Source organism: Streptomyces sp. NPDC096105, from assembly GCF_044763335.1.
In the GTDB taxonomy this organism is placed as follows: domain Bacteria; phylum Actinomycetota; class Actinomycetes; order Streptomycetales; family Streptomycetaceae; genus Streptomyces.
On record NZ_JBIWGC010000003.1, the window covers coordinates 405217 to 423861 of the forward strand.

Annotated in this window: 19 protein-coding genes; 10 read left to right on the forward strand and 9 right to left on the reverse strand. The window is 72.6% G+C overall.

Annotated elements, in window-relative coordinates; all coding sequences use genetic code 11:
• Positions 1-274: 274 nt before the first annotated feature.
• Together ACIQ8B_RS07375 and ACIQ8B_RS07380 are read left to right on the forward strand one after the other, a co-directional pair.
• Positions 275-988 carry a hemolysin III family protein gene (locus tag ACIQ8B_RS07375; RefSeq protein WP_403545927.1) on the forward strand — a complete coding sequence of 238 codons (714 nt, stop codon included), beginning with the start codon at positions 275-277 and terminating at the stop codon, positions 986-988.
• Between the two features lie 400 nt (positions 989-1388).
• Entirely contained in the window at positions 1389-2120 is a 732-nt protein-coding gene (locus tag ACIQ8B_RS07380; protein ID WP_290007999.1) for a Mut7-C RNAse domain-containing protein, read from the forward strand.
• Positions 2121-2139: 19 nt separating this feature from the next.
• Here the strand turns inward: ACIQ8B_RS07380 and ACIQ8B_RS07385 are convergent, their stop codons facing one another.
• The 3 genes from ACIQ8B_RS07385 to mca form a co-directional block, all read right to left on the reverse strand.
• Entirely contained in the window at positions 2140-4179 is a 2040-nt protein-coding gene (locus ACIQ8B_RS07385; protein WP_403545930.1) for a thioredoxin domain-containing protein, read from the reverse strand.
• Between the two features lie 419 nt (positions 4180-4598).
• Positions 4599-4844 carry a hypothetical protein gene (locus tag ACIQ8B_RS07390; protein ID WP_403545932.1) on the reverse strand — a complete coding sequence of 82 codons (246 nt, stop codon included), beginning with the start codon at positions 4842-4844 and terminating at the stop codon, positions 4599-4601.
• Positions 4837-5718 carry a mycothiol conjugate amidase Mca gene (gene mca, locus ACIQ8B_RS07395; protein WP_290007995.1) on the reverse strand — a complete coding sequence of 294 codons (882 nt, stop codon included), beginning with the start codon at positions 5716-5718 and terminating at the stop codon, positions 4837-4839. Before mca ends, ACIQ8B_RS07390 begins: the two co-directional genes overlap by 8 nt.
• Before the next feature lie 147 nt (positions 5719-5865).
• Between mca and ACIQ8B_RS07400 the strand changes: the two genes are divergently transcribed.
• Both ACIQ8B_RS07400 and greA read left to right on the forward strand, forming a co-directional pair.
• Positions 5866-6264 carry a DUF4307 domain-containing protein gene (locus ACIQ8B_RS07400; RefSeq protein WP_290007993.1) on the forward strand — a complete coding sequence of 133 codons (399 nt, stop codon included), beginning with the start codon at positions 5866-5868 and terminating at the stop codon, positions 6262-6264.
• Between the two features lie 167 nt (positions 6265-6431).
• Entirely contained in the window at positions 6432-6929 is a 498-nt protein-coding gene (gene greA / locus ACIQ8B_RS07405; protein ID WP_403545934.1) for a transcription elongation factor GreA, read from the forward strand.
• Positions 6930-6986: 57 nt separating this feature from the next.
• Here greA and ACIQ8B_RS07410 read toward each other — a convergent pair whose 3' ends face one another.
• The 4 genes from ACIQ8B_RS07410 to ilvA form a co-directional block, all read right to left on the reverse strand.
• Positions 6987-7751: an ABC transporter permease gene (locus ACIQ8B_RS07410; protein ID WP_403546040.1), complete on the reverse strand. Its 765-nt coding sequence runs from the start codon at positions 7749-7751 to the stop codon at positions 6987-6989.
• Between the two features lie 251 nt (positions 7752-8002).
• On the reverse strand, positions 8003-8866 hold the full coding sequence (locus ACIQ8B_RS07415) for an ABC transporter permease (protein WP_403545936.1): 864 nt from the start codon (positions 8864-8866) through the stop codon (positions 8003-8005).
• A complete protein-coding gene (locus ACIQ8B_RS07420) occupies positions 8863-9852 on the reverse strand; it encodes an ATP-binding cassette domain-containing protein (RefSeq protein ID WP_403545938.1) in 990 nt (329 codons plus the stop codon). Before ACIQ8B_RS07420 ends, ACIQ8B_RS07415 begins: the two co-directional genes overlap by 4 nt.
• Positions 9853-10048: 196 nt before the next feature.
• Entirely contained in the window at positions 10049-11278 is a 1230-nt protein-coding gene (gene ilvA, locus ACIQ8B_RS07425) for a threonine ammonia-lyase (protein WP_290007984.1), read from the reverse strand.
• Positions 11279-11442: 164 nt separating this feature from the next.
• Here ilvA and ACIQ8B_RS07430 point away from each other — a divergent pair, with 164 nt between their 5' ends.
• The 3 genes from ACIQ8B_RS07430 to ACIQ8B_RS07440 all read left to right on the forward strand — a co-directional run bounded on the left by ACIQ8B_RS07430 (position 11443) and on the right by ACIQ8B_RS07440 (position 12836).
• Complete coding sequence (locus ACIQ8B_RS07430) at positions 11443-11943, forward strand: MarR family winged helix-turn-helix transcriptional regulator (protein WP_290008167.1); 501 nt, start codon at positions 11443-11445, stop codon at positions 11941-11943.
• 127 nt (positions 11944-12070) lie between these two features.
• Positions 12071-12571, forward strand: a complete 501-nt coding sequence (locus tag ACIQ8B_RS07435) for a sigma factor-like helix-turn-helix DNA-binding protein (RefSeq protein ID WP_403545940.1) — start codon at positions 12071-12073, stop codon at positions 12569-12571.
• Between the two features lie 13 nt (positions 12572-12584).
• Entirely contained in the window at positions 12585-12836 is a 252-nt protein-coding gene (locus tag ACIQ8B_RS07440; RefSeq protein ID WP_403545942.1) for a hypothetical protein, read from the forward strand.
• Positions 12837-12856: 20 nt separating this feature from the next.
• Here ACIQ8B_RS07440 and ACIQ8B_RS07445 read toward each other — a convergent pair whose 3' ends face one another.
• Positions 12857-14014: a cystathionine gamma-synthase gene (locus ACIQ8B_RS07445; RefSeq protein WP_403545944.1), complete on the reverse strand. Its 1158-nt coding sequence runs from the start codon at positions 14012-14014 to the stop codon at positions 12857-12859.
• Between the two features lie 151 nt (positions 14015-14165).
• Between ACIQ8B_RS07445 and ACIQ8B_RS07450 the strand changes: the two genes are divergently transcribed.
• From ACIQ8B_RS07450 to ACIQ8B_RS07460, 3 genes are all read left to right on the forward strand, one after another.
• The gene (locus ACIQ8B_RS07450) at positions 14166-15284 is read left to right on the forward strand and encodes a hypothetical protein (protein ID WP_403545946.1); all 1119 of its coding nucleotides are present in this window, start codon (positions 14166-14168) and stop codon (positions 15282-15284) included.
• A 132-nt stretch (positions 15285-15416) separates the two neighbouring features.
• The gene (locus ACIQ8B_RS07455) at positions 15417-16571 is read left to right on the forward strand and encodes a translation initiation factor IF-2 N-terminal domain-containing protein (RefSeq protein WP_290007975.1); all 1155 of its coding nucleotides are present in this window, start codon (positions 15417-15419) and stop codon (positions 16569-16571) included.
• Positions 16572-16585: 14 nt separating this feature from the next.
• The gene (locus tag ACIQ8B_RS07460) at positions 16586-17269 is read left to right on the forward strand and encodes an SAVMC3_10250 family protein (protein ID WP_403545949.1); all 684 of its coding nucleotides are present in this window, start codon (positions 16586-16588) and stop codon (positions 17267-17269) included.
• Positions 17270-17414: 145 nt separating this feature from the next.
• Here ACIQ8B_RS07460 and ACIQ8B_RS07465 read toward each other — a convergent pair whose 3' ends face one another.
• Positions 17415-18455, reverse strand: a complete 1041-nt coding sequence (locus ACIQ8B_RS07465) for an NAD(P)-dependent alcohol dehydrogenase (RefSeq protein ID WP_290007972.1) — start codon at positions 18453-18455, stop codon at positions 17415-17417.
• Positions 18456-18645 lie beyond the last annotated feature (190 nt).

An 18645-nucleotide genomic window follows, 5' to 3' on the forward strand; every position in this document is an offset into this window, starting at 1 on the left:
ACCCGGATGCGGGAAGTGGTGACTCTGGCGCTCATCCGGTGTCGACCGCACTCATTTGATCATCCGATGCGCGCGCCCATCTGTCCAGAGGGCCGCACAAGTGAGCAACGTGACGCTGACCACGGTTGTCGTGCGGCTTTACGCGCACATTGAGTGGACGAAACCGAATCTTTGCGTGACGGGGCACGTCGGCCGGCGTGAGAGGATGGCCACTTCGCACGCCCAACGGATCGCCCAGAGGTGTGACTTACGGTCCCGTAGGTACCATGCCGATATGACTGCGTTCGCCCCCGACACGCCCAAGGACCCGCAGGCCGAAGGCCGGGGCCCGGTGGCGACCTCTCTGCCGCACCCCGTCAAACCGAAGCTCCGCGGCTGGCTCCACCTCGGCATGTTCCCGGCCGCACTGATCGCCGGACTGGCCCTCACCGCGTTCGCCGACTCCTCCCGGGGCCGCCTCGCCTGCGGTGTGTACGCCCTGACCGCCTGCCTGCTCTTCGGTGTGAGCGCGCTGTACCACCGGGGCGACTGGAGCCCCCGCATGGACGGCGTGCTGCGCCGCCTCGACCACGCCAACATCTTCCTGATCATCGCGGGCACCTACACCCCGCTGACGATCCTGCTGCTGCCCGAGTCCAAGGGCCGCTGGCTGCTGTGGGGCATCTGGGCCGCGGCGGTCGCCGGGATCCTCTTCCGCGTCTTCTGGGTCGGCGCCCCGCGCTGGCTCTACACGCCCTGCTACATCGCGATGGGCTGGGCCGCGGTCTTCTACCTGCCCGACTTCATGCGCGCCGGCGGCGTCGCCGTGCTCGTCCTGGTCATCGTGGGCGGCGTGCTCTACAGCATCGGCGGCATCGTCTACGGCCTCAAGAAGCCCAACCCCTCGCCCCGCTGGTTCGGCTTCCACGAGGTGTTCCACTCCCTCACCCTGGCCGCCTTCATCGCCCACTACGTGGGGATCTCGCTGGTGGCCTACCAGCACGCGTAGGGGCGCCCCCGGGGAGCGCTCCGCCCTCGCACACAAGGCCGCAGCACCGAGGCCGCGGCCTTTTCTCCTGCCCGGACGCGCTCCGGCCGCTGAACGTGCGGTGGACGCGGCCCGGCCGGCACCACCGGGCACGACGCCCGGCACCACCGGCACGACGCCGGCCCGCCGCCGACGCGGCCGGGAGTCGCCGAGCGGCGCACAGCCGTCGCCGAGCGGCCCGTCCTCGCCCTCGCCCCCGCCCTCGCCCGCTCCGCCGACACGGCGTACCCGGACGGGATGCCGCCGCGACGACCGCGGCGGACCCACCGGCCTCGCCGACCGGGCCGTCGACGTGATCGAGCACGGCCTGCCCGCCGCGGCCTCCTGAGGCGCCACGCCCCGGACATGCCATCCTGACCGGGTGAACGGTCCCGAGATCCACGTCGAGTTCGCCCCCGAGCTGCTCCTCTTCGTCCCCCGGGCACGCCCCACAGGCACCCTCCGGACGCCCACCGACGGCGTCTCCAGCCTCGGCCACGTCGTCGAGTCCCTCGGCGTCCCGCTGACCGAGGTCGGCACGCTGCTGGTGGACGGCCGCGAGGTGCCCGCCGGACACGTCCCGGCCGCCGGCGAGTCGGTGACCGTCCGCCCCCACGCCCACCCGCAGCGGGTGCCCGGCGCCCCCCTGCGCTTCCTGCTCGACGTCCACCTCGGCACCCTCGCCCGCCGGCTGCGGCTGCTGGGCGTGGACACCGCGTACGAGTCGACCGACATCGGCGACCCCGCGCTGGCCGCCCGCTCGGCCGCCGAGCAGCGGGTCATGCTCAGCCGTGACCGGGGCCTGCTGCGCCGCCGCGAACTGTGGGCGGGCGCCTTCGTCTACAGCACCCGCCCCGAGGAGCAGCTGGCGTACGTCCTCGACCGCTTCGACCCCGAGCTGCGGCCCTGGACCCGCTGCACCGCCTGCAACGGGCTGCTGCGCGCGGCCGGCAAGGAGGACGTCGCCGACCAGCTCGAGGAGGGCACCCACCGCACGTACGACGTGTTCGCCCAGTGCTCCGACTGCGGGCGCGCCTACTGGAAGGGCGCGCACCACGAACAGCTGGAGGCGATCGTGGAGCGCGCGGTGGCGTCGCGGGCGGAGCGCGGCTGACGACGCCGTACGACGGCTCTCACGCCCGCCCGCCGAGCGCCGTCCGCAGCCGGTCCGGGTCGGTGGTCGGGGCGTCGCAGGTGAAGTCGCGGCAGACGTAGGCGGCCGGGGCGCCGTCGACGAGGGGGCGGTCCGCGAGCAGCGGGAACTCGTCGCCGCCTTCCGTGCCCACGGCCACCACCGCGCCGGGCGCGGTGCCCAGCAGGGCCGTGCGGTGCAGCTCCGCGGTCGCCGGGTCGTCCGGACCCCGCCCGACCACCGCGACCTCGCGCGGCCCGTCCAGCACGGCCTCGGCGACCGCCAGACCCCAGCCGATGAACCGCGGCACGCGCGGGCCGAGCGCCTTCACCACGCCCAGGGCCCGCTCGGCGGCCGTGCGGTGCGGCTCGGAACCGGTGTGCGCGGCGTAGCCGAGCAGCGCGCCCGCGGCGGCGGTCCAGCCGGACGGGGTCGCGTTGTCCGTCGGGTCCTGCGGGCGCCGGATCAGCCGCTCCGCGTCCGACGCCGTGTCGTACAGCGCGCCCGACCCGGCGTCCCGGAAGCGGGTCAGGATGTGGTCGACGAGCAGGCCCGCGAAGTCCAGCCACACGCCCTCGCCGGTCACCGACGCCAGCGCCAGGAAGCCCTCGGCGACGTCGGCATAGTCCTCCAGCACGCCCGCGTTGCCGCCCGCCTGGCCGTCCTTGCTGGTCCGGGCGATGCGGGCGTGTTCGTCCAGGTGCACCCGCACCAGCAGGTCACCGGCGGCCACCGCGGCCTCGACCAGGTCCGGCCGGCCGAAGTACGCGCCGGTCTCGGCGAGCGCGGCGATCGCCAGGCCGTTCCAGGCGGCGACCGCCTTGTCGTCCCGTCCGGGCGCGGGCCGCCGGTCGCGCGCCGCGAGCAGCCGTTCCCGGATGCCGTCGACGCGGGACGCGTCGAACACCTCGTCGCGCTGCGGGAGCTGGAGCACCGAGGCGCCCTCCTCGAAGGTGCCCTCCTCGGTCACCCCGAAGTACCGGGCGGCCAGCTCCGCGTCCGCGTCACCGAGCACCTCGCGCAGCTGCGCCGGCGTCCACACGTAGTAGGCGCCCTCCACGTGCCGTCCGGTGCCGTCGTCGCTGTCGGCGTCCAGCGCGGACGCGAACCCGCCCTCCGGTGTGCGCAGCTCGCGGACCATGAAGTCGGCCGTCTCCAGCGCGACGCGGCGCGCCAGCTCCGAGCCGGTGCTCCGCCACAGGCGGGCGTAGACCCGGCAGAGCAGGGCGTTGTCGTAGAGCATCTTCTCGAAGTGCGGGACCACCCAGTCGCGGTCCACGGAGTAGCGGGCGAAGCCGCCGCCGAGCTGGTCGTAGATGCCGCCGCGCGCCATCCGCTCGCAGGTGTCCGCCGCCATCTGCAGCGCGCCCTCCGCGCCGGTGCGGGCGTGGTGCCGCAGCAGGAACTCGATCACCATGGACGGCGGGAACTTCGGCGCCCCGCCGAAGCCGCCGCGCTGCGGGTCGTACTCGCGGGTCAGGCCGAGCAGCGCCTGCGCCAGCTCCTGCTCGCCGGGCACCTGGTCATCGCCCACGGACAGCTCCCGGCCAGCCAGGTCCCGCGTGATCTTCCCGGCGACCTCGCCGACCTCGTCCCGCCGTTCCTCCCAGGCCTGCCGGACGCCCTCCAGCACCTGCCGGAACGACGGCATGCCGTGCCGCGGTTCCGGCGGGAAGTAGGTGCCGAAGTAGAACGGCTCGGCGTCGGGGGTGAGGAACACCGTCATCGGCCAGCCGCCGTGCCCGGTCGCCGCCTGCACCGCCTCCATGTACACGGCGTCGACGTCCGGCCGCTCCTCGCGGTCGACCTTGATGCTGACGAAGTGCGCGTTCATCTCGTCGGCGGTGGCCCGGTCCTCGAAGGACTCGTAGGCCATGACGTGGCACCAGTGGCAGCTGGAGTAGCCGACGCTCAGCAGCACCGGCACGTCGCGCCGCCGCGCCTCCGCGAAGGCCTCCTCGGACCAGGTCCACCAGTCGACGGGGTTGTCGGCGTGCTGGAGGAGGTAGGGGGACGTGGCCTGCGCAAGTCGGTTCGCCATGTCTCCATCCTCGCGCACTCCGCCCGTCCGGCGCGGGACGGGCGGCGCCGCGGCCCGTCACGCGCCCCCGGGCGCCCCAGCGCGTGAAGGGAGCGTGACGGCGCGGTCGACGGTCGTCGCACCCTCGCGCCGGGCCCCGGCCGCAGCACACTCGTAGGGACGCGATCGCCGCCGGAGGGGGGCGAGCGGCGCGGGCCCGGACGCCGAGGCTCGGCCCGGAGCCGCTCAGCAGCTCCGTCGGCGCGCGCCGCCCTCGCCGGGGCGGGCGCCGGGCACGCGGTGCCCGGCGACCGGGGCCGGCCGCAGGCGTGCGGCATGCGGTGCGCCGCCGGCCCGCGCGGCAACCGAGGCCGGCCGCGCCCGCACGGCATGCGGCACCCGGCGGGCGTGCCGGGTGCCGCGGGGCTGCGGGCCCGGTGTCAGGCCGTGGTGGAGTTGCCGCCGTCGGGGACGGCGCCGTCCGCGGCGGTCTCGTCCGCCTCCGCGAAGTTCACGCGGCCCATGTGCCGGTTCATCGACTTCATCAGCCCCCAGACCGCCACGGCCATCACCGCGAAGACGATGAAGCCGAGGACGCCGGGGGTGACCTTGTCCTCGTCGAATTCCTGGGCGAGGGGAACCAGGTGGGTCATTGCCAGGCTTGCGCTTGCGCTCATGTCAGCCATTGTCCCGGATGCCCGCGAAGAGGTCGTCCTCGGGGAGGGAGGTGTCCACGAGCGACTTCGCGAGCTCGTACTCCTCCGTCGGCCAGACCTCCTTCTGGAGATCGAGCGGCACCCGGAACCAGCCCCCGTCGGGGTCGATCTGCGTGCGGTGCGCGATCAGCGCCTTGTCGCGGATCTCGAAGAAGTCGGCGCACGGCACGTGCGTGGTGAGCGTGCGCTCCTTGCGCTCGAACTCGTCCCACCGCTTCAGCCAGTCGCCGTAGGGCGACTCGAGCCCGCGCTCCAGCATCGCCTGGTGCAGCGCCTCGGTGCGGGGCCGGTTGAAGCCCTGGTTGTAGTACACCTTCAGCGGCTGGTACGCCGGGCCGAACTCGTCCTCCGGGTACTTCTCGGTGTCCGCCGCGCCCTCGAACGCCACCATCGTGATCTTGTGGGTCATGATGTGGTCGGGGTGCGGGTAGCCGCCGTTCTCGTCGTAGGTGGTGATCACCTGGGGCCGGAAGGAGCGGATCTTGCGCACCAGCTCGCCCGCCGCCTTGTCGACGTCCTCCAGGGCGAAGCAGCCCTCCGGCAGCGGCGGCAGCGGGTCGCCCTCGGGCAGCCCCGAGTCGACGAAGCCCAGCCACTCCTGCTTCACGCCGAGGATCTCGCGCGCCTCGTCCATCTCCTTCCTGCGCACCTCGTGGATGTGCTCCTCGATGTACGGGTCCCCCTGGAGCTTGGGGTTGAGGATGGAGCCGCGCTCCCCGCCCGTGCAGGTCACCACCAGCACGTCCACTCCCTCGGACACGTACTTCGCCATGGTGGCCGCGCCCTTGCTCGACTCGTCGTCGGGGTGGGCGTGCACGGCCATCAGTCGCAGCTGGTCAGTCAAGACTCAATCCTCAAGTCGTTGGGCGCCCTGTGTGCGGCGGCGCAGTCGCAGGCTTCTATAGTGACGGAACCGGGGGGCGAAAAATTCCGGAGCGCCGCTCCCGGGACGGTCCGGGGACGCCGGTTCCTTCCTGCCGAGGAGACGATCATGAGTACGTCGGGCACGCGGACCCCCGAGGGCCGTTACGGCCGCTCCTCGGACCAGCGCGCCGACCGCACCCTCAAGGTCGTCGGCGGGGTGCTCGCCGTCCTGTTCGCCGCCATGATCGGCTGGTTCGGCTACCACCACGTCGCGCAGAACGAGATCAGCGCCGAGCTGATCCGCTTCGAGACCGGCGAGGACGCGGTGAAGGTGCACCTGGAGGTGCACAAGGACGCCGGCGTCGTCGGCTACTGCACCGTGCGCTCCCAGTCCGCGGACGGCGCCGAGGTCGGCCGCGCCGACTTCCGCTTCGACGGCGACGCCACCCGCATCGACGAGGTGGTCACGCTGCGCACCACCTCCCCCGGCACCAGCGCGGAGCTCCTCGGCTGTCACGCCGAGTGACGCGACGGGGAATACCGGGCCGCTGACCTGCGCTGACGCGGGTACAGCGGCTTATGTCCTCCCCCTACGGGCACTCAATTGTTAGGCTCGTGGTTTCGCCCGTCCCCGGAGGACCATCCTTCTGGGAGGGCGTTGCTTTGTATTCCCAGTAACTACGAGGAGCACCTGTGACCCAGACCAGCGAGAACGTCACCTGGCTGACCCAGGAGGCGTACAACAAGCTCAAGGAAGAGCTTGCGTACCTTACTGGTCCCGCGCGCACGGAGATCGCCGCCAAGATCGCCGCCGCGCGTGAGGAGGGCGACCTGCGTGAGAACGGCGGGTACCACGCGGCCAAGGAGGAGCAGGGCAAGCAGGAGCTCCGTGTGCGCCAGCTCACCCAGCTCCTCGAGAACGCCAAGGTGGGCACGCCCCCGGCGGCCGACGGCTCGGTGGCGCCGGGCATGATCGTGACGATCGCCTTCGACGGTGACGAGGACGACACGCTGACCTTCCTGCTCGCCTCCCGCGAGTACGCGAGCTCCGAGATCGAGACCTACTCGCCGCAGTCCCCGCTGGGCACCGGCGTGATGGGCCACAAGGTCGGCGAGGACGCGGAGTACGAGCTGCCGAACGGCAGGAAGGCGTCGGTGAAGATCCTCAAGGCTGAGCCGTACGACGGCTGACCCGCCGCGCGCGAGTCCCCACGGGCCCCCGGCGTCCGAGCGGCGCCGGGAGCTCCGTCATGCCGCCGCCGAGCGGTACCGGCGCACGGCCAGGGTCCGGAAGACCACGATGATCAGCACCGAGTAGATCACCGACGCCCACACCGGGTGCTGCATCGGCCAGGCGTCCGAGGTGGAGACGCCCGGGTTGCCGAACAGCTCGCGGCAGGCCTGGACGGTGGCGCTGAACGGGTTCCAGTCCGCGATGTGCCGCAGCCACGGCGTCATGTTGCTGGAGTCCACGAACGCGTTCGACACGAACGTGACCGGGAAGAGCCAGACCAGTCCGCCGGAGGTGGCCGCCTCCGGCGTGCGCACCGACAGGCCGATGACCGCGCCGATCCAGGTGAACGCGTACCCGGTGAGCAGCAGCAGGCCGAACGCGCCGAGCACCTCGCCGATGCCGGTGTGGGTGCGCCAGCCGACCAGCAGGGCGACGACGGCGAGCACGAGCAGGGTGAGCGCCGTCTGCACCATGTCGGCGAGGGTGCGGCCGGTGAGCACCGCGCCGCGCGCCATCGGCAGGGAGCGGAAGCGGTCGATGAGCCCCTTGTGCATGTCCTCGGCGATGCCCGCTCCGGCCCCCGCGGTGGCGAAGGTGACGGTCTGGGCGAAGATGCCGGCCATCAGGAACTCGCGGTAGACCTGCGGGCTGGTGCTGCCGCCGATGTCCAGCGAGCCGCCGAACACGTACGAGAACAGCACCACGAACATGATCGGCTGGATCAGTCCGAAGATGACCACTTCGGGGCAGGTTGTGCGTGGGTGTGGTTCTGGTTGCAGCGGTCCCCAGTCGCGTCCGGCTGCAAGGAGTTCACCGCCGGCACTCACAAGGTGTCGGCTCCTAAGCCTGCATGCGGAAACATGACCACGTGGGCCGCTGCGGTCTACAACGGGCGCACCGTCTGGCAGGGCAGCTCGCCCTACAAGCTCTTCCGCTGACGTGGTGCAGCAGGCGGCCCAGAGCTGGCAGGTTCGACTCTGGGCCGCTTGCTGTCTTTCCTCTTCATGTCAGACGCCGCCTGGAGTCGCGCTCAGTACACCGCCTTGCGGTACTTGCGCACTGCCAGCGTTCGGAAGACGACGATAATCAGCACGGACCAGGCCAACGAGGCCCAGACCGGGTGTTCCATCGGCCACGCGCCAGTCACCGACTTCGGCACACCGTCAATCGTGTTGCCGAATAGCCCGCGCGCCGCCGCCACTGTAGCACTGAACGGATTCCACTCGGCGACGTACTGAAGGAAATTGGGCATGCCGTTGACCGGGACGAAAGCGTTCGAGATGAACGTCAACGGAAACAGCCAGATCAGGCCGCCCGAGGTCGCGGCCTCGGGAGTGCGTACGGTCAGGCCGATCAACGCGCCAATCCAGGTGAACGCGTACCCGAGGAGAAGGAGGAGACCGAAGCCCGCGAGCACCTTGCCGAGGTTCTCGTCAGCTCGCCAGCCTACGATCAGGGCCACGCCCGCCAGCACGGCCAGCGTCACCGCCGTCTGCACCAGGTCGGCGAGAGTACGGCCGGTCAGCACCGCACCACGTGCCATCGGCAGGGAACGGAAGCGGTCGATGAGGCCCTTGTGCATGTCGTCGGCGATGCCCGCACCGGCGCCGGCGGTGGCGAAGGTGACGGTCTGGGCGAAGATGCCGGCCATCAGGAATTCCTTGTAGGCGCTCGCGCTACCCGAAGGCGCCCCCGGAATGTTGATGGAGCCGCCAAAGACGTACGTGAACAGAACTACGAACATAACTGGCTGGATGACACCAAAAAGGATCATCTCAGGAATCCTGGTCATCCGAATTAGGTTTCTGCGGGCGACGACCAGCGAGTCGCGGACCGAGCGGCTGAAGGCGTTGCCGGGGGATGCGACCCGCGTGGACTCGGCGGTGGTGCTCACTTCGCGGCCTCCTCGGCGTCGGACGGGGCGGACTCGGCGGCGTGGCCGGTGAGGGAGAGGAACACGTCGTCGAGGGTGGGGCGGCGCAGCCCGATGTCGTCGATCTCGATGCCGTCGGCGTCGAGCTCGCGGATGACTTCGGCGAGCAGCTTCGCCCCGCCGGAGACCGGTGTCGTGATCTTGCGCATGTGCTCCTCGACCGTGGTGTCGCCGTGGCCGGGGCCGCGCAGGCTGTACTTGTCGAGGAGGGCGGCCGCGGTGCGGATGTGCTCGCGCTCGTGCACCACGACCTCGACGCGGTCGCCGCCGGTGCGGGCCTTGAGCTGGTCGGAGGTGCCCTGGGCGATGACCCGGCCCTGGTCGACGACCGCGATGTCGTGCGCCAGGTGGTCGGCCTCCTCCAGGTACTGCGTGGTGAGCAGCAGGGTCGTGCCGCTGGAGACGAGGTTCTTGATCACGTCCCAGAGCTGCTGGCGGTTGCGCGGGTCGAGACCGGTCGTCGGTTCGTCCATGAACATCACGGGCGGGGAGACGACCAGGGCGGCGGCGAGGTCGAGCCGGCGGCGCATGCCGCCGGAGTAGGTCTTCGCCGTGCGGTCGGCCGCGTCCGCCAGGTGGAACTGCTCCAGCAGCTCGTCCGCGCGGGCCCGGGCGGCCTTGGCCCTCATCTGGTACAGCTGGCCGACCATCTGGAGGTTCTCCCGGCCGGTGAGGTACTCGTCGACGGCGGCGAACTGGCCGGACAGACCGATCGAGCGGCGCACGGCGTCGGGGTGCTTCAGCACGTCGATGCCGGCGACGACGGCCTTGCCGCTGTCGGGACGGAGCAGCGTGGTGAGACAGCGGACGGTGGTGGTCTTGCCCGCGCCGTTGGGCCCGAGCAGTCCCAGGACGGTTCCCTCGGGGACCTCGAGGTCGACGCCGTCCAGTGCCTTGACGTCTCCGAAGGTCTTCACCAGACCTTCGGCTTGAATGGCACCTGGCATAGAAATCTCCACGTCGTCGTGATTCTTCGGAAAAGCCTAGGTTCGTGTGCCGGCATGTGCCGGGTGCGCGCCCGGGAGGGCGCCGGGGGCGTCGGCGGCCACACCGTGACGAGAGACACACACTAACGCGATGTATCGCATCCCTCAACGGATTTACCCGAAGGGGTGAAGCCGCTTCCGGCTGACCCGCCGCCGGCTAACCCGTCACCGTGTGACCCGCGTCGCGCAACGCCTGCTGGACCTCGGCGCAGTGCGCCGGCCCCTTGGTCTCCAGATGCAGCTCGACCTCCGCCTCCGTGAGTCCCAGCCGCGGGTCGGTCCGCATGTGGCTCACGTCGAGGACGTTGGCGTCGACCGCGGACAGCGCCCCCAGCAGCGAGGCCAGGGCGCCCGGCCGGTCCGTCAGCCGCAGCCGGACGGCCAGGTAGCGGCCCTGCGCCGCCATGCCGTGCCGCAGCACCCGTTCCATCAGCACCGGGTCCACGTTGCCGCCGGACAGCACCGCGACGACCGGCCCCTCGAAGGCCTCGGGCCGGCTCAGCAGCGCCGCGACCGGGCTCGCCCCGGCCGGCTCGACCACCAGCTTGGCCCGCTCCAGACACAGCAGCAGCGCGGCCGACAGTTCGTCCTCGGTGACCGTGCGCACCTCGTCCACCAACTCGCCGACCAGCCCGAACGGCACGTCGCCGGGCCGCCCCACCTTGATCCCGTCGGCCATCGTGACCGGGTGGTCCAGCGACACCGGACGCCCGGCGGCCAGCGACGGCGGGTAGGCCGCCGCGCCCTCCGCCTGCACGCCGACGATCCGCACGTCCGGCCGCAGCGCCTTCACCGCGACCGCGATCCCGGCGGCCAGCCCGCCCCCGCCGACCCCGACGACGATCGTGCGCACCTCGGGGCACTGCTCCAGGATCTCCAGTCCCACCGTGCCCTGGCCTGCGATGACGTCCGGGTGGTCGAAGGGGTGGATGAACACCGCGCCCGTCTCGCGCGCGTACTCCTGCGCCGCGGCCAGCGACTCGTCCACCACCTGGCCGTGCAGGCGCACCTCGGCGCCGTACTCCCGGGTCGCGCTGATCTTCGGCAGCGGGGCGCCCTTCGGCATGAACACCGTGGACCGCACCCCGAGCAGCGCCGACGCCAGCGCCACGCCCTGCGCGTGGTTGCCCGCGCTCGCCGCGACGACCCCCGCGGCCCGCTCCTCGGGGAGCAGCCCGGCGATCCGCACGTACGCGCCGCGCAGCTTGAAGGACCCGGTCCGCTGGAGGTTCTCGCACTTCAGCAGCGTCGGCGCGCCCACCTGCCGGGACAGGTGCCGGCTGCCCTCCAGAGCGGTCGTGCGGGCCACGCCGGAGAGCGTCTTCCGAGCGCCGCGCACGTCGTCGAGGGTGACGGTCCGCAGTCGGCCGGCCGTGCTGTGGTTCATGTCTCCAGCATCGCAGTCCCCCCGGGGAGGACGGGCGCGGTGACCGACCCGCGGACGGCCGCTTTCCACAGCCCTGGTACGGTCCGCGCCCCGGCCGCGTACCCTGTCGTCCCATCAGCAGCCCATCACGAAGTGAGCCCCCCGCCATGCCCACTACACCTGAAATGTCGATGGACATGACGACCGATCCGGCCGCGGACGGTGACACCGGTCTTCTCGACACTCTGCAGCACGAGGTGGCGCTCTTCGCCCGCCGTGCCGAACAGACCCGGCTCGGCGGGGTCGGCCAGGTCCGCAACTCCATGGACCGCGCCGCCTACCTGCTGCTCAACCGGCTCGACAAGGAAGGCCCGATGGGCGTCAAGGCCCTGGCCGCGAGCATGGGGATCGACTCCTCCACCGTCACCCGGCAGGTGGCGCCGCTCGTGGACACCGGCCTGGTCAAGCGGACCTCGCACCCCGAGGACGGCCGCGCGGTCGTGCTCCAGCTCTCCCCGCGCGGCCAGGCCCGCCTGGAGGAAGTACGCTCCTCCCGGCGGCAGTTGATGGCCGAGCTGACCGACGACTGGGCGCCGGAGGAGCGCGAGGCGTTCTGCGCGCTCCTCACCCGGTTCAACGGCGCGCTGTCCGCCCGGATGGCCGGGCACGACCGCGGCGACGCCTGATCCGGCCGCGCGTCCGCACCGTGCGCGCCTCTTGACCCGGATGCGCGCCCTGGCCTGATATGGGGAGAGGGTTTCCGTCCGCCGCACGGCACGGGGCGGCCCTCCGCGGGGGCCACGGGAGGTGCGGGTGCGACCACGGCATGCGTGCGACGACGTCCGTCGCGCCCAGGAGTTCCGGGCGTACGTCGCGGGCGCGGGCGGACGGCTGCTGCACACCGCGACCCTGCTGACCGCCGAGCCGCGGGACGCCAACCCGCGCGCCCAGCGCCTGCTCACCCTCGCCCTGGCCCGTACGTACGCCTGCTGGGAGCGGCTGCACGGCGAGGACCCGTACGACCACACCCGGCAGTACCTGATGATCAGGTTCGCGCTCGGCGCCCTGCGCCACGGCGGGCGGCTCCCCTTCCGGCCCCGTCCCGGCGGCCCGCTGGCCGGGCTGAGCCCGCAGGAGCGGCTGGTCCTGGTCATGCGGCTGCACGAGGGCATCGGCGAGGAGCGGGCGGCGGCCCTGCTGGGGCTCCCCGCCGAGCGCGTACGGGCCGTGCAGAACCGCGCGATGGCCGTCATGCTGCGCCCGGCTCCGGAACCGGCCCGCGCGCCGGGACGCGTCGGCACGGTGCCGTCATGACCGGGGAGGCGGCGTGAACCGGACGAACCGCGAGGAGCGCGTGCGGCGGCTGATGGCGCAGGGGCCCCCGGTGCTGCCGCCCGGCCTCGCCGCGGAGGCCGTGCGGCGCGGCGCCCGCGTGCTGCGGCGCCGGAGGTACGCCCGGCGCGCGGTGTGGCTGCTGCTGTGCGCGGCGGCCGTGGCGTTCACCGTGTGGGCGCTGACCGCCCGGCCCTGGGTGGAGCCGCCGTCCGGGACGGCCCCACCCCTGACGACCGGCTGGTGACCAGGCTCCTCGTCCGGGCCCTAGCGGCCCAGCGCCTGCTGCAGGTCCTCGAGCAGGTCGTCGACGTTCTCGATGCCGACGGACAGGCGCACCAGGTCGGCGGGCACCTCGAGCTGCGAACCGGCGACCGACGCGTGCGTCATCCGGCCGGGATGCTCGATCAGCGACTCGACACCGCCCAGGGACTCGCCGAGGGTGAACACCCGCGCGCGGTCGCACACCTCGACGGCCGCCTGCTCGCCGCCCTCGACGCGGAAGGAGATCATGCCGCCGAAGGCGCGCATCTGCTTGGCGGCGACCTCGTGACCGGGGTGGTCGGGCAGACCCGGGTACAGCACGCTCGTCACGCGCGGGTGGCGGGTGAGCATGTCGGCGACGCGGGTCGCGTTCTCGCTGTGCCGGTCCATGCGCACCGACAGCGTCTTGGTGCCGCGCAGCACCAGCCACGCGTCGAAGGGCCCGGCGACCGCGCCCATCGCGTTCTGGTGGAACGCCAGCTCCTCGCCCAGTTCCGCGTCGGCGGTGACCAGGGCGCCGCCGACGACGTCCGAGTGGCCGCCCATGTACTTGGTCAGGGAGTGCACGACGACGTCCGCGCCGAGCGCGAGCGGCTGCTGCAGGTACGGCGTGGCGAAGGTGTTGTCGACGACCAGCCGGACGCCGACGTCCCGCGCCACCTGGGCGACGGCAGCGATGTCGGTGATGCCGAGCAGCGGGTTGGAGGGGGTCTCCACCCAGATCGCCCTGGTCTTCGGGGTGATCGCGTCCCGCACCGCGGCCGGGTCGGAGGTGTCGGCCACCGACCACTGAACGCCCCAGCGGGCCACGACCTTGGCGAACAGGCGGAACGTGCCGCCGTACGCGTCGTTCGGGATGACCACATGGTCACCGGGCGCGAGCAGCGTGCGCAGCAGGCAGTCCTCGGCCGCCAGTCCGGACGCGAACGCGAGCCCGCGGCGGCCGCCCTCCAGGGCGGCCAGGTTCTCCTCCAGCGCGGTCCTGGTCGGGTTGGCGCTGCGGCTGTACTCGTAGCCGCCGCGCAGGCCGCCGACGCCGTCCTGCTTGTAGGTGGACACCTGGTAGATCGGCGGGACGACCGCCCCCGTCAGAGGGTCGGCGGTGTTGCCCGCGTGGATCGCGAGCGTCTCGAAGTGCTGACTGATGTGCCTGTCGCTCATGCGCCCGAGGGTAGTGCGCGGAACGCCGTGGTGACGCCCGCGGACCGCCGGGCGGGGCGGAGGGGCCTTCCCGGGGGCGGACGGCGGGGTTTTTCCACAGGTCCGGGCAGCGGGTTGGCCATCCGGCCGCGCGGTCTGGTTCGCTGGTGACATGGAGATTCTGTGGGTCCTGATCGCCCTCGTCATGCTCGGCTTCGTGGTGCTGCCGTTCCTTCGCCGCCGGCGCGGCGCCGTGGGCCTGGTTCCGCCCGGCCACCCGGACGCGGCGGACCCGGCGAACTACGGCTTCGCGCTCCAGGAGGAGCTGGACATCCGCATGCCCGGCCCCGACCAGGACCTGCTGGACGTCCTCGACGTGGTGCAGCGCACCCAGGACTACCGCGCGGCGCAGCAGCTGCTGGCGGGCACGCCCGCGGACGGCGAGCAGCGCTGGCAACGGGTGCAGGCCTTCGCGGGCGCCGCGTCGCTGGAGCTGGCGCAGCGGCCCGGCGGGGTGTCCGAGGCGCCGGGCGGCCAGTGGCTGCGGGTGTGGCGCTCCGAGGCGCCCAAGGACGCGGGCGGCGCCGCGGTGCACGCCGAGTTCCTGGTGCAGCAGGCCTGGCGCACGGCCGCACCCGGCACGGACGAGTTCCGGATCATCATGGAGGAGGCGAAGGCGGCGTGCGGCCAGGCCGCGCTGCTGGCCCCCGGCGACCCGGTACCGTACCTCGTGGAGCTGTCCGTGGCGCGCGGACTCGGTTACTCGCAGCAGGAGTTCGAGCAGGTCTGGCTGAAGATCCTGGACCGCGCCCCGGCGCACATGGGCGCGCACCTGGCCGCGCTGCACTACTGGTGCGAGAAGTGGCACGGCTCGCGGCAGCAGGCGTTCGACTTCGCGGAGGCCGCGGCGGCGCGGGCGCCCCAGGGGTCCCTGCTGGCCGCGATGCCGCTGTTCGCGGTGTTCGAGCACCTTCCGGAGGTGAATCTGGTCAGCGGGTTCTACCAGAGCGAGACCGTCTCCAAGGCGATCCACGGCGCGCTGCACGCGGTGCACTCGGCCCGCCCGGACGACCCGATGCTGGCGCACGTACGGCACATGCTGATCTTCTTCCTGGTGCGCGCCGAGCGCTGGGCGGAGGCCATGAGCCAGCTCATACACGTCGACGGGCACGTCGGCGCGCTGCCGTGGACGCTCTCCCCGGACCCGGCCGCCGAGTTCGCGGTGTACCGCGCCCTGGCGGTCGCCGGCTACGAGGCGAACGGCGGCAGTCCGGCCTCGCTGCCCCACTGACGCCGGCCCACGCTGCCGCACTGACGTCAACACCCGCGCGACGTCCCTGTGTTTGTCCGTATATTGCCCCGTCCGCCCCCATATTCTTGACCCCTGCGAGGCCAGGACGGGCCTCCGGTGGAGGAGTCGGGTGTGGCGAACGTACGGGTCTACGAGCTGGCCAGGACAGTCGGGGTCGACAGCAGGGTCGTCCTGGACAAGATGACCGAGCTGGGCCACTTCGTACGGTCGGCGTCGGCCACGGTCGAGGCGCCGGTGGTCCGGGAGCTGATCGACGCCCTCGGCGTCGTGCGGGAGACCGCCGCGTCCCTCCCCCGGGTGCCGCCGCCCGCGTCGCCTCCGGCCGGTTCGGTGCTGCGGCCCCAGCACCACGAGTGGGACCCCACGTCCCGCTGGAAGCCGCTGCAGCCCTTCGACCCGCGCCGGGTCGGGCCGTACACGGTGCTGCGGCGGATCGGCAGCGGGTCGATGGGCCGGGTGTTCCTCGGGCGGACCCCGGCCGGGCGGCTGCTCGCCGTCAAGGTCGTCAAGGAGGAGCTGGCCGACGACCTGGAGTTCCGCAGGCGCTTCCAGCGTGAGGTGGCCGCGGCGCGGGGCGTGAACGGCTTCTACGCACCGCCCGTCGTGGACGCGGACACCACCGGTGACATCCCCTGGCTGGCCACCGCGTACGTCTCGGCGCCGTCCCTGAAGGACCTCGTCGACGCGTGCGGACCGCTGCCGCTGGGGGCGCTGCGCTGGGTGGCGGCGCAGCTGGTGGAGGCGCTGCGCTCGGTGCACGCGGCGGACATCGTGCACCGCGATCTGAAACCCTCCAACGTGCTGGTCGGCGTGGACGGCCTGCGCGTGATCGACTTCGGGCTCGCGCTGGCGGCGGCCGCGGCGGCCAGCAAGCTGACCGTCGCGCACACCACGCTGGGCACGCCCGCCTACATGTCCCCCGAGCAGGCGCTGGACGCCCGGAAGGTGACGTCCGCGAGCGACGTGTACGCGCTGGGCGCCGTGCTGGTGTTCGCCGCGACCGGGCACAGTCCGTACCCGGGCAGCGACCCCGTGCGCACCATGCTGCGCATGCAGTCCGAGGCGCCCGACCTCCGTGGCGTGCCGGACGCCTTCGTGGACGTCGTCGCGCCGTGCCTGCGTCCGGACCCGGACGGTCGCCCGGGCCTCGACGAGTTGCTGGACCGCATCGTGCGGGACATGGAGCCGGGCCCGGACGGGCTCCACCGGCCCTCGGAGCTGCTGCCGCCGGCGGCCTTCGAGTTCCTCGGTCTCCAGGACGTGTGAAGAACGGAGCAGGAGTGCAGGAAGTCATCTACCTGTCCGACCGGAAACTCTCGCAGTTTCTGCCCGGACTGCGGTCCGCGTGGCCCCGGCAGCGGGTCAGCGTCTCCACGCCGTTCGGCGGGGTGGAGGTGGACCCGTCGCCCGGCCCCGCGTCCGACCTGTGGGGCCGGCACCTGCTGCGGGTGGTGCGCCGCGTCGAGGAGTCGGCGCGCTGGTACACGGAGGCGGGGGTGCGGCCGGGGCAGTGGATCGCCTTCGAGGCGCCGCTCAACTACTTCGTCCTGGACGGCGCCGACCCGACGATGGTGTTCTTCGCGGACGCCCCGGAGCCGGACCGTCCCGTCCGGCTGCTGCTGCACGGCTCGGCCGACCACCTGATCGCCGGACCGCCGCCCCGCGTCACCGACGAGACCCGCCAGTCCGGCGCGCTCGTACGGAACCTCCTCGGTTCCGACGCCAGCGCCCCCGGCGCGCTGCTCGCCGCCCTCTCCGACGACCTCGGCACCGGCCCGGACGGCCGCCGCCCCTCCCTCGTCACCGCCCTCCACGCCCTCCTGGCCCGCATCGACGCCCAGACCCACCCGGAGACGGCGGCGACGATGCGCGGCTACGCCCGCGTCACCACGGGCTTCCCCGCCACGAGGACCCCGGGTCTCCTGGTCGCCAGTCCCCTGTACGTGGAGTACGCGGACGCGTGAGGCGAACGGCGGGCGGGGCGCCCCGAGGCACCTCGCCCGCCCGCCGGAGCCGGTCGCCCGGCCCACGGAGCGCCGCCCCACCGGCGGCCGCCCCCACGCGTCCGCCGCCCGCGGGGGCCGACGTGGACCCGCGCGGCAGCGCAGCTCAGATCGTCGCCGTGTCGATCACGAAACGGTAGCGGACGTCGCTGTTCTCGACGCGTTCGTAGGCCTCGTTGATCTCGGACGCGGCGATCAGTTCGATCTCCGCGCCGATGCCGTGCTCGGCGCAGAAGTCCAGCGTCTCCTGGGTCTCCGGGATGCCGCCGATCATCGAGCCGGCCAGGGTGCGGCCGCCGCCGATCAGCGAGAAGAGGTTGAGGGAGACCGGGTCCTCGGGCGCGCCCACGTTCGCCAGCGTGCCCTCCGTCTTCAGCAGCGACAGGTACGCGCCGAAGTCCAGCGGCGCCGACACCGTCGACACGATCAGGTCGAAGGCGCCCCGCAGCTCCTCGAAGGTCTTCGGGTCGCCGGTGGCGTGGTAGTGGGCGGCGCCCAGCCGCAGCCCGTCGTCCTTCTTGCGCAGGGACTGCGACAGCACCGTCACCTCGGCGCCCATCGCGTGCGCGATCTTCACGCCCAGGTGGCCCAGACCGCCCAGGCCGACGATCGCGACCTTGCGGCCCGGTCCGGCGCCGAAGCGCTTCAGCGGGGAGTACAGCGTGATCCCCGCGCACAGCAGCGGCGCGGCGACGTCGAGGGCGAGGCCGTCCGGGATGCGCACGACGAAGTTCTCGTCGACGACGACCTTCTCGGAGTAGCCGCCGTAGGTGGGCTCGCCGTCCCGGCCGATGCCGTTGTACGTCGGGGTCTGGCCCTGGACGCAGTACTGCTCCTTGCCCGCCCGGCAGTTCTCGCACACGCGGCAGGAGTCGACCATGCAGCCGACGCCCACCCGGTCGCCGACCTTGAACCGGGTCACGCCGGGGCCGACCTCGGACACGACGCCCGCTATCTCGTGGCCGGGCACCATCGGGAAGATCGCCTCGCCCCAGCCCTCACGGACCTGGTGGATGTCCGAGTGGCAGATCCCGGCGAACTTGATGTCGATCAGCACGTCGTGCTCGCGGACGGCGCGCCGCTCGATCGTGGTGCGCTCCAGCGGTGCCTTGGCGGCGGGCGCGGCGTACGCGGCGACAGTGGTCATGCGGTGTTTCTCCTCCTTGGCGGATCGTGCGCCCGGATCGTCCTCCGCCGGGCCCACAGGTGTCCGAGCTGCGACAACGCGCAACGCGTACCCAGACTTCCGGGTGTGCCCACGCTCACTGTGCCTGCCGCTGACGGGGACGGTCCGCGCACGCCCGGGACACGACGCGGCGGCCCGCCGGAGGCGGATG